General features: G+C 55.1%; 17 protein-coding genes and 1 pseudogene. 5 read left to right on the top strand and 13 right to left on the bottom strand.

Going from position 1 to position 16,504, the window contains the following annotated elements:
* Nucleotides 1-4: 4 nt before the first annotated feature.
* On the bottom strand, nt 5-682 hold the full coding sequence (locus tag AC0V6L_RS03565) for a polysaccharide biosynthesis/export family protein (protein ID WP_486155039.1): 678 nt from the start codon (nt 680-682) through the stop codon (nt 5-7).
* A 492-nt stretch (nt 683-1,174) separates the two neighbouring features.
* Here AC0V6L_RS03565 and AC0V6L_RS03560 point away from each other — a divergent pair, with 492 nt between their 5' ends.
* Nucleotides 1,175-1,519, top strand: a complete 345-nt coding sequence (locus AC0V6L_RS03560) for a hypothetical protein (protein WP_486153034.1) — start codon at nt 1,175-1,177, stop codon at nt 1,517-1,519.
* Nucleotides 1,520-1,537: 18 nt separating this feature from the next.
* Here AC0V6L_RS03560 and wecB read toward each other — a convergent pair whose 3' ends face one another.
* The 4 genes and pseudogenes from wecB to AC0V6L_RS03540 form a co-directional block, all read right to left on the bottom strand.
* Nucleotides 1,538-2,677 carry a non-hydrolyzing UDP-N-acetylglucosamine 2-epimerase gene (gene wecB / locus AC0V6L_RS03555; protein ID WP_486153033.1) on the bottom strand — a complete coding sequence of 380 codons (1,140 nt, stop codon included), beginning with the start codon at nt 2,675-2,677 and terminating at the stop codon, nt 1,538-1,540.
* Nucleotides 2,674-3,983 (bottom strand): annotated as a pseudogene (gene wecC / locus AC0V6L_RS03550) (UDP-N-acetyl-D-mannosamine dehydrogenase). Before wecC ends, wecB begins: the two are co-directional and overlap by 4 nt.
* Nucleotides 3,984-4,114: 131 nt before the next feature.
* Entirely contained in the window at nt 4,115-4,648 is a 534-nt protein-coding gene (locus AC0V6L_RS03545; protein ID WP_486155038.1) for a glycosyltransferase, read from the bottom strand.
* Nucleotides 4,594-5,052, bottom strand: coding sequence for a glucuronosyltransferase (locus AC0V6L_RS03540; RefSeq protein WP_486148260.1), 459 nt, complete (start codon nt 5,050-5,052; stop codon nt 4,594-4,596). Before AC0V6L_RS03540 ends, AC0V6L_RS03545 begins: the two co-directional genes overlap by 55 nt.
* Nucleotides 5,053-5,163: 111 nt before the next feature.
* Between AC0V6L_RS03540 and AC0V6L_RS03535 the strand changes: the two genes are divergently transcribed.
* Nucleotides 5,164-6,246 carry a CaiB/BaiF CoA transferase family protein gene (locus tag AC0V6L_RS03535; protein ID WP_486153032.1) on the top strand — a complete coding sequence of 361 codons (1,083 nt, stop codon included), beginning with the start codon at nt 5,164-5,166 and terminating at the stop codon, nt 6,244-6,246.
* A gap of 5 nt (nt 6,247-6,251) precedes the next feature.
* The gene (locus AC0V6L_RS03530; RefSeq protein ID WP_486153031.1) at nt 6,252-6,701 is read left to right on the top strand and encodes a MaoC family dehydratase; all 450 of its coding nucleotides are present in this window, start codon (nt 6,252-6,254) and stop codon (nt 6,699-6,701) included.
* On the opposite strand, the gene AC0V6L_RS03525 is transcribed toward AC0V6L_RS03530, so the two are convergent.
* From AC0V6L_RS03525 to AC0V6L_RS03505, 5 genes are read right to left on the bottom strand one after another with little or no spacing between them, the layout of a single operon-like run.
* Complete coding sequence (locus AC0V6L_RS03525; RefSeq protein WP_486153030.1) at nt 6,698-7,258, bottom strand: TolC family protein; 561 nt, start codon at nt 7,256-7,258, stop codon at nt 6,698-6,700. The genes AC0V6L_RS03530 and AC0V6L_RS03525 overlap by 4 nt on opposite strands.
* Entirely contained in the window at nt 7,180-8,124 is a 945-nt protein-coding gene (locus tag AC0V6L_RS03520; protein ID WP_486153029.1) for a TolC family protein, read from the bottom strand. The genes AC0V6L_RS03525 and AC0V6L_RS03520 overlap by 79 nt, the downstream gene beginning before the upstream one ends.
* Before the next feature lie 3 nt (nt 8,125-8,127).
* Entirely contained in the window at nt 8,128-9,141 is a 1,014-nt protein-coding gene (locus AC0V6L_RS03515) for an efflux RND transporter periplasmic adaptor subunit (protein WP_486153028.1), read from the bottom strand.
* A 38-nt stretch (nt 9,142-9,179) separates the two neighbouring features.
* On the bottom strand, nt 9,180-9,914 hold the full coding sequence (locus tag AC0V6L_RS03510) for an ABC transporter ATP-binding protein (RefSeq protein WP_486153027.1): 735 nt from the start codon (nt 9,912-9,914) through the stop codon (nt 9,180-9,182).
* Between the two features lie 14 nt (nt 9,915-9,928).
* A complete protein-coding gene (locus AC0V6L_RS03505; RefSeq protein WP_486153026.1) occupies nt 9,929-11,065 on the bottom strand; it encodes an ABC transporter permease in 1,137 nt (378 codons plus the stop codon).
* 99 nt (nt 11,066-11,164) lie between these two features.
* On the opposite strand from AC0V6L_RS03505, the gene AC0V6L_RS03500 reads away from it, so the two are divergent.
* Entirely contained in the window at nt 11,165-11,809 is a 645-nt protein-coding gene (locus AC0V6L_RS03500) for a TetR/AcrR family transcriptional regulator (protein WP_486153025.1), read from the top strand.
* Between the two features lie 101 nt (nt 11,810-11,910).
* Complete coding sequence (ftsH, locus tag AC0V6L_RS03495; protein WP_486153024.1) at nt 11,911-13,872, top strand: ATP-dependent zinc metalloprotease FtsH; 1,962 nt, start codon at nt 11,911-11,913, stop codon at nt 13,870-13,872.
* 81 nt (nt 13,873-13,953) lie between these two features.
* On the opposite strand, the gene AC0V6L_RS03490 is transcribed toward ftsH, so the two are convergent.
* The 3 genes from AC0V6L_RS03490 to rpoZ all read right to left on the bottom strand — a co-directional run bounded on the left by AC0V6L_RS03490 (nt 13,954) and on the right by rpoZ (nt 16,456).
* Nucleotides 13,954-15,036, bottom strand: a complete 1,083-nt coding sequence (locus tag AC0V6L_RS03490; RefSeq protein ID WP_486153023.1) for a DUF3667 domain-containing protein — start codon at nt 15,034-15,036, stop codon at nt 13,954-13,956.
* A 124-nt stretch (nt 15,037-15,160) separates the two neighbouring features.
* Nucleotides 15,161-15,892 (bottom strand): ParA family protein, encoded by a 732-nt coding sequence (locus AC0V6L_RS03485; protein ID WP_486153022.1) that lies wholly within the window; start codon nt 15,890-15,892, stop codon nt 15,161-15,163.
* A 219-nt stretch (nt 15,893-16,111) separates the two neighbouring features.
* A complete protein-coding gene (gene rpoZ, locus AC0V6L_RS03480; RefSeq protein WP_486148240.1) occupies nt 16,112-16,456 on the bottom strand; it encodes a DNA-directed RNA polymerase subunit omega in 345 nt (114 codons plus the stop codon).
* Between the last annotated feature and the right edge of the window lie 48 nt (nt 16,457-16,504).

The following is a 16,504-nucleotide window of genomic DNA, read 5'->3' as shown; positions in this document are numbered from 1 at the left end:
AGCATCACAATGACGTCGCGTTGGCGAATATGCCGAAAGCCGGCAGGGCTCTTAAAAAGTCCTGCCAGAAAACCGAGAGGCCATCTGTGCCCATGACGACACGATCACCAGGTTCAAGGATCGGATCAAGCATCGATCCTTGGCGCATTTTCCCATAGTCAAACTTGGCGACAAAGGTCCCCTCCGAAGTCTCTCGAAAAACCGCAACTTGATCGATTTTCGCTGTCCGTTCCGGTCCGCGAGCTTGCGCAATGGCGGACGACAGTCTGGAGCCTGGGACAAATTCGTAAACGCCGGGCTGCCTGACTGCTCCTTCTACGGTAACTAGGTGAGATGCATAAGCGGTGATGTTCACGTTCACCAAAGGCGCTTTTACGCCAGATTGAATGAGGCGTTGCGTGACATCTTTTTCGAACTGAGCGGCTGTGAAACCAGCGGCTGGGATTGATCCGAGCAATGGAAGAGAAACATTGCCTTCAACTCCGATCTGCACATCCTCAATGCTGAAATCGGGTTCGCGAAAAACGTTGACGGACACCTTGTCTGATGGGCGCATCAGGTAAATCGTGGAGCGCGAATAGCTAAAACGTTCCTGTCCAAGTGCGCTTACCGGCTGAGAGGCCGCTGCCCCAATCACGGGTTCAGGCGTCGAAGCGCAAGCAGTCAGACAGAGTCCTGCCATGCAGGTCAACCCAATCTGTTTGCAACGAACACGCATGAAATCCTCCCCGCCCGGTGTCCTGCCTAGAGCCTCAAAACTGGGCGCGCAACACGGATCCGTGCCAGAATGATACGATCTTGCCCGATCTCAGCCTGATGTTGCGTTGTTGCCGCTCTATTTCAAAATTGTAACGCCTTTTGGTTTGGTGTTGCTGATCGGCAGAAAGTTCCGGTGCTTTCTTGCGCAAGCAGCTTGAGCGGTTCAAAAGCCAGAAACTTCGCGGCCACTGGGATGTTTTGGGGCCAGATAAAAGGGGGCAGAGTGGCAGGCGGACCATCATTCTTAAGTCTGTTCGCCTGTGGTTTATACGGCATCGTCTTGGCCAGCTGCGTCGCAGCATCCCGCTGCGCGCCAATAGCCAAGGCGCCTTTATGGCATCGCCGCGCTTGGATAGCTCTGGCGATCCTATTTGTAGCCTTGGCGCTTGCGCGGTTGCTAAACTTGGAAGAGCTTGTGCGTGGCGAGCTTCGCAGTCTGATGAAGGGGCATGAAAGCTATGACGAACGACGCGATTGGCAGGCCGCGATCGTAGCCGCGTTGGCGGCGATTGGAGCTTTGACCGCATTCGCAGCGGCTCATCAATGGTCGCGCAAAGCCCGCAACCGTCTGGATTTAACCGTTGCGCTCGCCTTAGCGGCTGGCGTTGGAATGATCGGATTATTGGCTCTTAGGATCACGTCATTGCACGGGCTTGACGAACTTTTGTTCGGGCCTCTTAAACTCAATTGGCTTGCAGATTTGGGAATGAGCGCTCTGACATTCTTGGCGGCGCTACGGTACTATAAGCTTCAGAATTAGGATAACGATCCCAGCGGTTTAATCGTGCCCAGTTGCGATGATCTGAGCGATTTTCTCACTGGCCGTCCCGTCCCCGTATGGATTATGTGCTTGAGCCATTGCACTATAGGCATGCGGATCATCTAGCAGGCGCTGGGCATGGTGTAATATCGCCGTTTTGTCTGCGCCCACCAGCATGGATGTGCCTGCTTCTACGCCCTCTGGTCGCTCGGTCGTGTCCCGCATCACGAGGACTGGTTTGCCTAAACTTGGGGCTTCCTCTTGGATGCCGCCAGAATCGGTAAGCATCAGGTCGCAAACCTCCATCATCGCAACAAAGCCAAGGTAATCCAGCGGTTCTATCAAAGCGATGTTCTCGCGCCCTTCCAGCGCCGGCTGCATCACCTTAACGACATTCGGATTGGGATGCATGGGATAGATGATTGCGACATCATCTCGTTCGCTAAGTTCTCGAAGAGCAGCGGCAATCTCTTCCATTCCGTGTCCGAAATTCTCGCGCCGGTGAGCTGTTACTGCGACGATACGCTTGCCCGCAAAACGCTGGGCAAGCTTTGCCACTTCAGGCGCAAGATCGGGCTTTTGCGCGATTTTCTCGCGCGCGGAAAGCAGCGCATCGATCACCGTGTTGCCGGTCACATGGATGCAGCTGGCCGGCACATTTTCTGCCCTCAAGGCAGCGGCGGCATTGGTGGTTGGGGCAAAATGCAGATCGGCCACAGCGCCTGTCACTTTGCGGTTCACTTCTTCAGGCCAAGGCGAATAGATGTCTCCGCTTCTAAGGCCTGCTTCGACATGGCCAACGGGAATGCGGCGAAAATAGCAGGCGAGCGTTGCCATCATCGTTGTGAGTGTATCGCCGTGCACCAAAACCCTATCCGGCTTTTCGCTATCAAGGGCTTCACCAAAGCGAGTGACGATGCGCGCTGAGAGCGCATCAAGGCTTTGCCCCGGCTCCATCAGGTCAAGATCGATATCCGGCTTAATATCTGCAATTTCAAGAACCTGATCGAGCATCTCGCGATGCTGCGCAGTCACTGCCACGCGCACATCGAACCGGTCTGCGGCTTTGAGAGCGGCCACAACCGGGAACATTTTTATGGCTTCAGGCCGCGTACCAAATGTTACCAGAATGCGCGGGCGCCGCGAAGCATTGCTCATCGTTTAAGCATTCCGCGCGTATCGAAAACAATCCGGCCCGCAAGATCGCTTGGCACCAGATGTTTGAAAGCTGTGTGGTCTACGAGAATTACGATGACCTCGGCTTCGGCCAAGGCTTCGTCAAGTTCAACCAGCCGGGCACCTGTGCCGTCAAACCCGGACGGTAAAGTCTCCGCAAATGGTTCAACCACCAGCATTTTCTCGCCTAATTCAGGAGCAAGGCTTTCGGCGATTTCGAGTGCCGGGCTTTCGCGAAAATCATCTATGTCAGGCTTAAACGCGAGACCCAGCAATGCGACTTTCCCACCCGGAGCTGCCTTCAGCAGCGAGCGGATGCGGTTTTGAGTGTGCAAAGCCTTGTAATCATTGACTTCACGCGCTGTTCGCACAAGCTTAGCGGCAGCAGGGGCGCAAGCCACCAGGAACCAGGGGTCAACCGCTATACAATGCCCCCCACCCCGGGACCAGGCTGGAGTATATTAACTCTCGGATGCCGGTTAGCGAGCCGGATAACATCCCAGACATCGACGCCGATTTCATCGGCGATCATCGACAGTTCATTGGCAAACGCAATGTTCACATCGCGAAAGCTATTTTCAACCAACTTGACCGTTTCGGCAATGCGCACATTGGTTTGTAAGCAATCACCTTTGACGAAACTTGTATACATCGCTGCGGCGCGTTCAGCGCAGGCGGGGGTGATGCCGCCGATTACGCGGTCATTGGCTACCAGTTCGTGCACGATTTTGCCTGGCAGCACGCGTTCAGGGCAATAAGCGAGCGCGATATCGGCTGGCGCATCAGCAGCTTGGCCGAAACGCGGAACGTTCAAATCGGGGCGTTGCTCCGCGATAATCTCTGCGACTTTTTCTGTCGTTCCGACCGGAGATGTGCTTTCAACGATTACGCATGCGCCGGGGAGGATTTTGGGAGCAATTGCGCGGGCGGCCGCCTCGACATAGCCGATATCGGGTGTGTTATCTTTTGCGAGCGGCGTCGGCACCGCGATCATATAGAAATGCGCAGCGGGCACTTCGGTAGAGGCAATCAGTTTTTCTGACGCAATGGCGTCATGGACCAGCTGGTCGAGATCGCGTTCCTCAATATGCACGCCTCCAGCATTCACTGTATCAACCACGTCTCTAGACACATCGACACCGCACACATTCCAGCCATAGCTCGCTAAAACGGCTGCAGTTGGCAGCCCGATATAGCCTAGTCCTATAACGGCAATCTGGTGATCAGGTGCTGGTTGCACCGCTGCATTAGGGCCAGTTGCTAAGGCTGTATCAAAAGGTGCATTCATTGCAGGATCATCCATTTTCTTGCTGCGCGGCTGCATAAGGTGATCTAGCTTAAAATCGTGTTAGTCTTGAATGGGGTTTAGCCGATTTAACCTGCTTGGCATCCAGTTTTTACATTTTGCGCGAGCAATGCTTAGATCGTCCCGGTCGCAATAAATGTGGCAATGGCGGCTTCAAGTTGGGCGGTCGCAGGTGGACTTGAGGCCGCGCCCGCCTTGGTCTTCAGCCCCAATTGGATGGCTGAAAGCAAGTCATGCTCTTCGAAAACGCAGTGAATCCCGGGCCTTTGTCCCAATTGCCGGCAAGTGGCCAATTGATGGTCGTTGCGGTGCTCGCCCAAACTCGCTCGGCGCGGAAACAGCACAATCGGTTTGGAAAGCCGCTTTGCAGTGAGGACCGTGCCTATTCCGGCATGGCTCACGATTAGATCCGCAGTTTTGGCCAGCGCTTCAAACTGATCTGCTGCCAATGTGCCGTGCTGTTCCATATGCCGGGCCTTAAAAGAACCCTTGCCGCTTTGTGCGATCACTGGCTGTTCAAGGTTTGGGGCAAGTTCATCCATCACTTTAATCAAACGATCAAAGCCAAGTTGCATCCCAACCGTTACCAGGATCAAAGCACTGCCCCGCGAAAACTTGGACGAGGCTCGGCAGCCAGATGCTCCCATTGCGTGAGACATTCATGGGCCACCCGCTTCGATAATCTGCCAGACATTGACATGGCATCGGCATTGGCAACGCTATCGATCCATAAGGTGCGCGCGCCAACAAGGCGGCCCATCAGGATGCAGAAAAAGCCCGGCGCCGCGCCAGTTGACACAACGACATCTGGGCGAACCTTCAAGATCAACCAGCAAGCGGCGAACATACACCAGACAGCGCGAAATGGCTGGTGCTGGTTGCAATCGGGTAGCAATGCCGCGTTTTCGATGCAGTGCAGTTGGGGCATCGCAGCGTCCGTTGTTGCATAGCTTAGATCTTGCCCTTCAAACGCTCCGCGCAGCAGCATAAGCTGCTCCCAATGCCCGCCTCCAGATGCAGCCGCAAGCACACGTTTTGGAGACTTATTCAATTTGAGCTACCCCGCCGTCTCAGTTGCGGTAAAGGTCTTGAAAGAGCGCCATGGCCAAGTCAATTGGCGGACGGGGCCGCGCTGTTAAAGGATAGAGAGGGACACATAAGGATGGCTAATCAAACAGGCCCGCTAGAAGGGCTGAAGGTGGTGGAATTTAGCGGTATCGGCCCCGGACCTCATGTCGGAATGCTGCTGGCCGATCTGGGCGCAGAAATTGTGCGAATAGAAAGGCCTGGCAGCGCGCCAAGCAATCCAGTGGTCGAACGCGCACGGCACCGGATTGCTCTTGACCTGAAATCGGAAGAAGGGCTCGCTTTTTGCCTTGATGCGGCGAGTAAAGCGGATGTTCTGATCGAAGGATTCAGGCCCGGCGTGATGGAGCGGTTAGGGCTGGGACCTGATGAATTGCACAGCCAAAATCCGCGCCTTGTCTACGCCCGGATGACTGGCTGGGGCCAGGACGGCCCATTGGCGCAGGCGGCAGGACACGACATCAACTATATCGCCCTTACAGGCGCTTTGTCGGCCGTGGGTAAAGCAGGCAATCCGCCTGTACCGCCGCAAAATCTCGTCGGCGATTTTGGCGGGGGCTCGATGTATTGCGCGTTCGGAATTTTGTCAGCGCTCTATGAGCGTGAACGCTCTGGGAAGGGTCAAGTGGTTGACGCAGCCATCGTCGATGGCGCGACCAGTTTGATGAGCTTTTTCTTCGGAGTGCGCAATCGTCCGTTTCTAACCACCGAACGCGGCATGGGCATGCTGGGGGGCGCGGCGCATTTTTACCGCTGTTTTGAATGCAAGGATGGCAAAGACATCTCGCTAGGCGCGATCGAACCGCAATTCTACGCAGAGTTTTTGGCCAAAGCGGGCGCGCCAGCAGGCCTTGCAGAAGGGCAGATGAACCCGGCCAATTGGGATAACAATGCTGAGCAGGTCGCGGCTTTGTTCAAGACAAAAAACCGAGACGAATGGTGCGAATTGCTTGAAGGGACAGATGCGTGTTTTGCCCCTGTGCTTGACCTCGATGAAGCTCGGCATCACCCCCATATGAAAGCGCGCGGTGCATTTGTTGAACATGATGGGGATTGGCACACAGCGCCTGCACCGCGATTCAGCCGGACACCCGGCGCGGTGCGTTCGAGCGATGATGCAGGGCGCGATGTGGTCGCGTCTTGGGAAAAGCAGGGGTAGCAGACATGGCGGGCAAATGCTTCGATGAATGGCAGCTTGGCGAACGGATTGAGCACGAAATCCGCCGAACTGTAACTGAAACGGACAATCTGCTGTTTTCAACCATGACACACAATCCGCAGCCACTGCACCTAGATATCGAGGCTGCAAAAGAAAGCGGATTTGGCCAAATCCTGGTGAACTCGACTTTCACTTTTTCGCTGCTTGTCGGACTGTCAGTTGGCGACACCACTTTGGGCACGTTGGTCGCAAATCTGGGCTTCGATAAAGTGGTGACGCCCAAGCCTGTTTTCATCGGTGATACTATGCGCGCCCAAAGCGAGGTGACGGGGCTCAGGGAGAGCAAATCTCGCCCTGAAGCAGGGATTGTGACGTTCACTCACGAACTGCTCAATCAGCGTGATGATGTCGTGTGCCGGTGTGAGCGGGCCGCATTGCTAAGGCGATCTAATTAGGTGCTCGCATCATCAGCTGCAGGTGGCTTCGTGTCCCCGCCAAGTGCTTGCCACAAAATGATGCGCGCGCGCATCGCGCGGCCTAGTGCGGCTGCGGCACGCTCGCCGCTCGCATCAGCAGCACGGCGGGCTTCGAGCACTTCGAGGAAATTCGCTAAACCAGCACGGTATCGAGTTTCAGCAAGCGATGCGGCCCGCTGCAAAGCGCCGCGTTCCTGGATCGACAGGTCGGCTTCGCGATCGCTGGCCTCAATCAGGCCGTACGCAGCCTCTGCATCGCCGAGCGCCTGAAACACCGCGCCGCGATAGGCTGCAAAAGCGATGCGCTTATTCGCGGCAGCACTATCAATCTGCGCCTCAATACGGCCAAAATCGAATATGGGCCCGGCAATTCCTGCGGTGAGCGCGCCCACGAGGGAATCACTGTCAAAAACATCGCCCGGGTTAAAGGCAAGCAGACCGACAACCGATGAAAGGTTCAGCTGCGGAAATCGTGACCGCGCAGCCGCAGCCAAATCCTGATCTGTCGCAGCAAGTTCAGCGCCCGCAGCCAACACATCAGGACGATTGGCAAGCAATTGAGAAGGCAAAGATCGCGGCGGGGGGGTTGCGCAAGCGCTGGACCTTCAGATGCCAAGGCCTGCGCAACCAGGCTGGCTGGTTGCCCTGTCAGCGTGACTAAACGCCCGATCATCCGAACGCGCTCGCTTTGCAAAGTCGCGAGCCGCGCGCGCGAGCTGCTTGCCGCCGCTTCAGCCCGCAACCGGTCAAACCCTGGAGAAATGCCAGCATCTTCGCGCACTTTGGCAAGCTGGGCGAGTCGTTCAGCGGCGCTCACGTCGGCTTCGAGAGCTGTCATACGCTCAGCCAGAACGCGCCAGTCAACTATGCTGCCTGCGATTTCAGCAAGCAGTGCAATGCGCACACTTTGAGCTGCAGCGCTTGCGCTGTCTATTCTCGCAATCGCCGCTCGTTCGTTTGCTTTCAGTCTGCCAAACAGATCGGCATCCCAGCTAGCAGTGAGGTTTGCTCCATAAACAAGCTGTTCGGTATCGATTTGCGAGGCGAACGGATTGTCTGCGCCAAACTGATTGGGGTTAATCCGGTTGCCCGTAACTGAAGCATCGGCTGTAAAATTGGGTAAACGCGCCGCCGCCGCGCCGCGCACACCCGCTCTTGCTGCCTCTACGCGGCCTGCCGCCTCTGCCAGTGTAGGCGCGCCTTCTAGTGCTGCGCTGGAAAGCGCTTGATAAGCAGGATCGCCGCCTGGCAAGAGATCGCCAAGTGTTGCATTGGTATCGGCGGGTACGTTGAAGTAATACTGCGTGCCAAGATCTGGCGCAGGTGTCGCGATTTTGGGCGCGGGACCCGCCACGCATCCGGCAAGACTGATTGATGCAAGCGAAATTACGAGCGTGCGCATGGCTCATTCATCCCCGCTTTGCTTGGATGCATCGCTGCCGGACCTGCTCGTTTCGCGGGCAGCGATAAAGGCATCAACCTGCTGGCCCACACGGAAAATATCGGTTTGGGGGAGAGCATAAATCACTTGAAGGACACGGACATCAACCCGCTCAGCCGCGCTGTTAGTCAGCTGTCTTTTGGGTACCACTAGCGGCTCTGCACGCACGAATTCAGCTTCGATCTGCAAGTCAGCCGCGCCGCGCGGTGACACGGTGGCAGGCGCTCCAATTTTGACCCGAACCGCCTCGTTCTCATCGATATCGACTCTAACATGCAGCGGCATTGTCTCGCCCATCTGAATAAAGGGCGCGCTCGCGCCGCCCTGTGTTGCGACAAATTCGCCTGCGCGGATGTTGACCGCGAGGATTTCGCCGGCAATCGGAGCGCGGACTGTCAACCGGCTCAGCTCTGTTTTGGCGCTGCCAGATCGAGCTTGGGCTGCCGACAGGCGCGCGCGTGCAGAATTGAGGCGGCTGGCTGCAGCGCGCTCCTCTCCCTCTGCTTGGATGATTTCTGCCTGGCTGACAGCGGCCGGATCGTCGAGGGCGCGATAGAGTGCCAATTGGCGCCGTGCAGTGTTGCGCGCGGTTTGTGCTTCTGAAATTGCTGCTTTTGCTTCTTCAATGGCGGCATTCGCTTCTGTCAGTTGAGATCGTACTGCGCGATCATCAACAACAAATAGCGGCTGGCCTTTCTCCACTCTATCCCCCGGTTCCACGCGCACATCTGTGACAAGTCCCGACAAAGCACTGCCGATATCGATGATCTCGCTCGATGGTTCGACCAGACCAACACCAGCAACCCGCGCCGAATTGGCCAGAGAGCCGGATGCCTTGGGAGGCTCCGCCTGCGGCTGGGTGTTTTCCCGGTCGGGCAGTCCAGACAAAACGTATAACGTCGCCAAGACAAGACCGATCAATGCGAGAACGGGCAAGATCTGCCTGGAAAAGCTAAGATTTTGGGGAAGAAGCGACATGGTGTCCTCAAGAGGTGCTGGCGATAAATGGAAGGGATTTAGTGGCCATCGGGCATATCTGAACCATCATGCGTGATGCGCCCATCTTCGAGCACCAGAATACGGTCAGCCAGATCGAAGATGCGGTTGTCATGCGTGACGATGATGCAGGCGCGGTCTTGTGAAACCGCCACATCGCGCAACAGGTCCATGACCTTCCGGCCAGACCGCGCATCGAGCGCAGCAGTTGGCTCGTCGCAAACCACCAATCGGGGTTCGTGCACCAGCGCACGGGCAATGGCGACGCGTTGCTGTTGACCACCCGAAAGCTGGCGCGGCAGCTTGTCTGCCTGATCGGCAATATTTAGCGCATCGAGCAATTCGGTGGCCTTGCGCCGCGCGCGCCCGATTTCCATGCCCTTTGCAATCAGCGGAACTGCCGCGTTTGCGGCGGCATCAATGCTTGGAATGAGATTATATTGCTGGAAAATAAAGCCGATATTTTCGAGCCGGAAATTGACCAATTGCGTGTCGGAAAGAGCGTAGATGTCCGTTCCAAAAACCTGCACTTCGCCGTCAGTAGGCCACAAAATTCCACACATGATCGAAATAAGCGTGGTTTTGCCAGAGCCGCTTTCGCCAACAACAAACGTCATTTCGCCGGAGCGTATATCGGTATCAATCCCGTGCAGAACCCGAATAGTTGATTGCCCAGCTTGAAAATCGCGCACGATCGCGCGCGCGCTGATCGCTGAGGATGCTGTTTTAGCGGGATTGTCTGATGGCGTATGCATATGCTCTGCGATCTTTACCTGAAGACCGAGGCAGGTTCTGTTCGCATAACGCTACGAAGAGAAATCCAACCAGTCATCGCCAAGATAACAACAACGGCGACCAGACTGATCAAGGGAATTTGCCATGGGATATAGAAACCTTTGAAAGTGGGGTCTCCCGAAAAGCCCCAGACAAAAACTGCGGTGCCGATGACGCCCATCGCATAGCCGACAGATCCGACCAATGCGGCCTGCGCCACGACCATAGTCGCAATCTTCGAATTGGCGACACCGATCGCTTTTAGCGCACCAAACTGTTTGATATTGTCGCGAATGAATAGGCTGAAAGTTAGGCCAACAATCGCGACGCCGACTATAAATCCAAGAGCCACTGTGATCCCGAAATTGAGCGGGATCCCTGTATTCTCGATAATGAAATCAACTCCTGACCTTGCCAGATCTTCGCGAGGCAGAGCTTTTAATCCGGTTTGCTGCGAAATGCGGTTGGACAAACTTTCCGGCGTTTCTCCCTCACCGACACCCACGAGGACAAACGTCAGCCGGTTACGGGTTCCCGGCACGTAGTTAAGCGCTCGGCTATATTTAGTGTATAACGTCACCTGCCCCGTAAATGCCGGGATTGAGTCAGCGATACCGCGGATAACTGCGCGCTGGTCGTTCAACTCCAGCCTTTGACCAATGGGGTCTTCACCGTTCTCGAACAGCTTCGAAATGCCTGTATCATCAATCAAGACACTGTCTGGCTGGGAAAGGGTCAGCCGGTCGCCTTCGATCAGCCGTTCGGGCAATCCGATCAACGTCGAGTCATCCACGCCGACGATGTTCACGCCTTCCAAATCACCCGTGCTGGTTCGAACTGACGCCGTCGCGCGCAAATGCGGCACAGCCCATTCCACCCCTTCCACCGATCGAACTTCATCAAGAGCGGTCGAAGGCATGGCATAATTCACCTCGGTCGTGCGGCTGACCGGGTCCATAACCCACACTTCTGCCTCTGGTGCGTTGTAGACGCCGCTCGCGCCGCGTTCGATAAGATTTACGAAGATCGTGAGCTGCTGGGTGATTAACAGCGTTGAAAAGCCAATGCCGAAAAGGAGCCCGTAGAATTTCTGCGGATCTCCTGTAAGCATTCTAATGGCGATCCAGAGCACGACGGGGAACCTTTGGCGAAGGGTTGGGGTTGAGAACGCAGGAGCAAATGCTATTATTGAACGGAAGCGTTTAATTGAACGCCTCCGTACAGTTTGTCAATGACCATGTCTCAGAATGTATCCCTGCCGCCTGCTAAAAAGCTTGGCCGACCTGTAGATAGCGCCAAACGGCGTGCCATTATAGCTGCAGCGGCACAGCATTTCTTCAAGCACGGATTTGCTGCCACCGCGATTGAGCAAGTCGCTGCAGATGCGGGCGTTTCTAAAGTAACGGTTTACAATCACTTTGGAGATAAGCAGGCTTTGTTCGCTGCCGCTGTCGAACTGGAATGCGCGAGGATGAGCGGGCTTTTCTCGCTTGATGCTTTGCCGCCAGGCAGTATGCGCGAGCGTTTAGTGGTGATCGGCGAAAGCATGTGCGATTTTCTGATGCGCCCGGAAATGCGCCGATTCGAACATCGTATTGCCGCCGAGACGCAGGACCATCCGAACATTGCCCGTGCTTTTCTGGAAGCAGGACCTTGGCGCATGAAAGCCGCGTTTAGCGAATTGTTGGCCTATGCTGATGCGTCTGGCGAGCTGAATATTGATGATCCATCGCTTGCTGCTGAACAGTTTGTCTCTTTATGCAAAGGCATGGGTGATCTCGAATATCGCTTCGGCGAGACCATCTCAAAAAAGGATCGAGACCGCAGGATCGCAGGCGCGGTGAGTGTGTTTTTGGTTGCCTATGGCTGCAAATAGGTCTGCTTTGACGGAAACCGCCCCCTAACGGATACGTCACGTTATCTTGCCATTCACGCGCCTAATCCTACATTGATGTTCTGAGAAAGGAATCACTTTAGATGAGCGACCAGAACGATCCGAACCAGCAACCTCCTGAGGGCCAGAACCCGTGGGTGAAACAGCTGATGATTTGGGGCGGTATATTCCTCGCTCTGCTGTTGGCGGTTTCCTTGTTCACCAATTCAGGCCAGCCCGCTGGGCAGGAAATTCGCTATTCTGAATTTCGCGACGCCATTACTGAGGGCCGAGTGAAAGATGTGCAGTTGGGTGAGGATCGGATCACCGGGACGCTCACGAATGATGAGCCTTTCCAGACGATCCCAGTTCCGACCGACACCGAGCTGACTGGGCTGCTGGAAAAAAACAATGTTGATTTTACGGGACGGCCGCGTGAACAGACCAGCTTGCTCGCCTATATCTTAATCAATTCGCTTCCTTTCATCTTAATCCTCGGCATTGCGTTCTTCGCTTTGCGTCAGGTTCAAAAGGGCGGCGGTGGCGGCGCTATGGGTTTTGGCAAATCGAAAGCGAAAATGCTCACCGAACGCCAGGGCCGCGTCACTTTTGATGATGTTGCAGGTATTGATGAAGCGCGCGAGGAATTGCAGGAGATTGTTGAGTTTCTCAAAGATCCTCAGCGGTTTTCCAAACTGGGCGGTCAAATTCCCAAAGGCGCTTTGTTGGTTGGATCACCTGGTACCGGTAAAACGCTACTGGCCCGCGCTATTGCTGGCGAAGCGGGTGTCCCCTTTTTCACCATCTCCGGGTCCGATTTTGTTGAAATGTTTGTTGGCGTTGGTGCAAGCCGTGTGCGCGATATGTTCGAACAGGCCAAGAAAAACGCGCCCTGCATTCTCTTCATTGATGAGATTGACGCTGTCGGCCGTTCGCGTGGCCACGGGCTCGGTAATTCCAACGATGAGCGTGAGCAAACCTTGAACCAACTGCTCGTTGAAATGGATGGCTTCGAAGCCAATGAAGGTATTATCATCATCGCGGCCACCAACCGGCCAGATGTTCTGGACCCCGCCTTGTTGCGTCCCGGTCGGTTTGATCGCCAAGTGGTGGTCCCCATTCCCGATATCGAAGGCCGCGAGAAAATTCTCGGCGTACACATGAAAAAAGTGCCGTTGGCCCCGGATGTGAAGCCGCGCACGATTGCGCGCGGAACACCGGGCTTCTCAGGCGCTGATCTGGCCAATCTGGTGAACGAGGCTGCTTTGCTGGCTGCGCGCCGGAACAAGCGTCTTGTGGCGATGCAAGAATTCGAGGATGCAAAAGACAAAGTCATGATGGGCGCAGAGCGCCGCTCCATGGTGATGACCGATGATGAGAAGAAAATGACCGCCTATCATGAGGCAGGCCATGCGATTGTCTCTGTCCACGAAGAAGCGTCAGACCCAATTCACAAGGCCACGATCATCCCGCGCGGTCGCGCCCTGGGTATGGTCATGCGTCTGCCGGAACGCGACAGCTATTCTTATCACCGCGATAAAATGCACGCGAACCTGTCGGTCAGCATGGGTGGACGCGTGGCTGAAGAACTTATTTTCGGCCACGACAAGGTTAGTTCGGGCGCGTCTTCCGATATCCAATACGCCACCGATCTTGCTCGGAACATGGTCACCAAATGGGGCATGTCTGAAAAGCTGGGTCCCTTGCAATATGAGCAGAGCCAAGAAGGCTATCTCGGCATGGGGCAAACCGCGCGCACAATGGCCGGCGAAGAAACCAACAAGATGATTGATGCCGAAATCAAAGACTTGGTTGAAGGCGCTCATAAGCGTGCGACCGATCTGTTGAAGAAACACGGCGATCAACTCGAATTGTTGGCTCAAGCGCTGCTTGAATACGAGACCTTGTCGGGCGAGGAGATCAAGGTCTTGCTGGATACAGGGAAATTTGATCGTCCTGATGCGCCCGCTGGTCCGGTTTCAAGCATTCCAACACATGGCTCTGCTATACCCAAGGCAGGCAAGCGATTCGGCTCAAATGGCGACGAAGCCCCTCAGGGCGCTTAGTCGAGTTTTCGAAGAGGTCAGGAAGGCGCCGGAGTGATCCGGCGCCTTTCTCATTAAACGCCTCTGCCGCATTCCCAGAGGTCAGAAAGCGCCAAGCAGAAACAGCACTTGCAGAAATCCGATCATCACGAACATTATGCCGAACAAAAGGCCGACAAAGCGCCACAAAGTGGAAAATCGGGACAAGCCATAAGCATGGCGCAAATGCTTGTTGATATGCAACGGCGCGATGATGGCAAAAGCAGTGAAAACCCAGTTCAAGTTAAGGCCAGCTGCGCTGACAAGCGAAAGCGCAATAAACAACAGAGACATAAAGCTCAGCGAGTAGGTGATGAAAACCGTGTGATCGTAAGCGTGAAATTGTCGCCGCCACAAGAATAGCAAAAGCATGGTGGGAAGCGAAAGTGGGATAAGCAACCAGCTGAACTTGTATCCATTTGCCTGTAACTTATAAAGCATTAGGCTCGGGTTGCGCTGCCACTTTTCGATAAGCCCCCTATCCAGTTGCTCAATCCCCGTAAGGTTGACCTCCATGTCGCGTAGATTGATCGAATTGCCGCCTGGATCGGTCGCAGGACTCCGCACTTGCTCGAGAAACTCCCGCGTCGCTGCGAGCGCTGCTTCTGTTTCTTGGCGGCTCGTTTCATAGCCCTCTGCACCCGGCTCAAGCTCAGCCAGCTCGGTTGTCAGCTGCTCCTCCTGTTGCACCAGAAACTGCTCAGGATACTGACTCACTCCTTCGACACTAAGGTCTCCGTCCAAGTCGGCTGGAACCGACAGGCCGAGCATTTGGAACACAGCGAACATCGCAAAAACGCTGAATAAGAACATTGCCATAGGGCTGACGAACTTTGCACGCTCGCCCTCGATGTATCGCCGCGTAAGCTCACCGGGCTTAAAAGTTAATAGCGGAAGCGTCGTAAACAGCTTGCCATCCAGATGCAGCACACCGTGCATCAGGTCATGGCCGATTGCCCGCAGAGTGCGATGAACGTGCAGCTTCTGGCCGCAGTTCCAGCAATACGCGCCGCTGGCTTTAGCCCGGCAATTCGGACAGGTTTCGGTTCCTTTAGGCGAGGTTGGATCGCCGCTATCGGGTTCAACTGCCGCGCTTAAGAGTGCGCCCTCGGCAACGCCGCCAACACCTTCTGCAATATCAGCCATCTTTGCGCCCTTGCCCCTATGCGATGCTCACGCAGGTGAGTGGTATAGGGAGAGGTTGCGAGCTTATCCAGACCGCGCAGCTTGATGAGTGCTTTTGATCGGCAGCAATTTACGCATACAAATCTCAACCCATTGCCAGTTTGCGCTCGATCGCAGTCCACAATTGGGCGAAACCGCGTGCGGCTATTGAGCGTGGTGCAAAGGCGCCAACCGGTTTGCGTGTCACCGCGCATTGCTCAATCGCGCTTGCCAATGGGATGATTGGCCAATTGGGATTTTCTTCGCGCGCGCGCTTATGAAGGCTTCGCCGCATATCTACCATAGATAACACAGGCAGGATCGGCGGGTGTTTTTTGCCGCTGCCGCGGACTTCAGCAACAACCATTTCAAATGCTCTACTGGAAAGAGGCGAAGGGGGCAGAGGAACGATAACCAAATCTGCCGCTCGCATCACCTGACCGCTGATCTCATTCAGCACTGGCGGACAATCGAAAATGATCCTGTCGTAATCCTTTGCAAGCGCAGAGTTCAGCTTTGCCAGCCGTTTCTTCTTGCCCAACTGGTTGAACTGCCGATCCAATGTGCGAATGCTCTCATCAGCAGGGAGAAGGGAAAGATTGCTATACTGTGTTGATTGGATGAGTTTGGTCACATCACGCTGTCCGGAGAATACTGACTTTGCCGCGTGTTTTTTCTTCGAATCAATTCCGAGCAAAAATCCTGATCCATTTGACGCATCCAAATCCCATAACAGCGTTTTGCGGCGGGAAATGTTGGCGGCACACCAGGCCAGATTGACTGCAAAAGTGGTCTTACCCACGCCGCCTTTGACACTGTAGACCGCAATCGATGCCATGGGATTGAGCTGCTCAGTCCTTTGCGTGAAGTGTGACGTTGTTTGGGCGGATATTGGTAGCGCGCACGATCAAACGGCCGCCGTTCCGCTATTCATCGCTACGCTACTAAGCAACAACCGAAAGATGTTGCACAAAAAAGCGTGTGCGTCCCAAAATGAAAAAGGCCGCCCGGTCAGGCAGCCTTTCATGCCGGAATGATCCGGCCGTGTCGTGATCCTTCAACCTTCGTAATCAGCGCCAATCGACGTTGAGCGAGTGGGTGCGGATGCCGTGATGCGCAAAGCTTCGGCCGACTGGCTGAGCGAGCCGATTTCATCGGCATCATCTTCATCATCAGGAAGGATTTTTTGAAGACCCGTAACCAGCGATTCCTGCAGATCTTTCGGCCGTACCGTTTGATCGGCAATTTCGCGAAGAGCCACAACCGGGTTTTTGTCGCGATCACGATCAATCGTCAGTTCGCTACCGCCCGAGATTTCGCGTGCGCGTTGGGCTGCCAGCAACACAAGGTTGAAACGGTTTGGAACCTTGTCGACGCAATCTTCAACGGTAACGCGTGCCATGGACGAAATGTCTTTCTGAAATTTTAGGAGAAAGGCTCACCTATGATA

It is taken from the genome of Erythrobacter sp. JB1-15, from assembly GCF_057365035.1.
The sequence above is the reverse complement of the archived record's forward strand: the minus strand, read 5'-3'. Positions and strand labels throughout refer to the sequence as shown.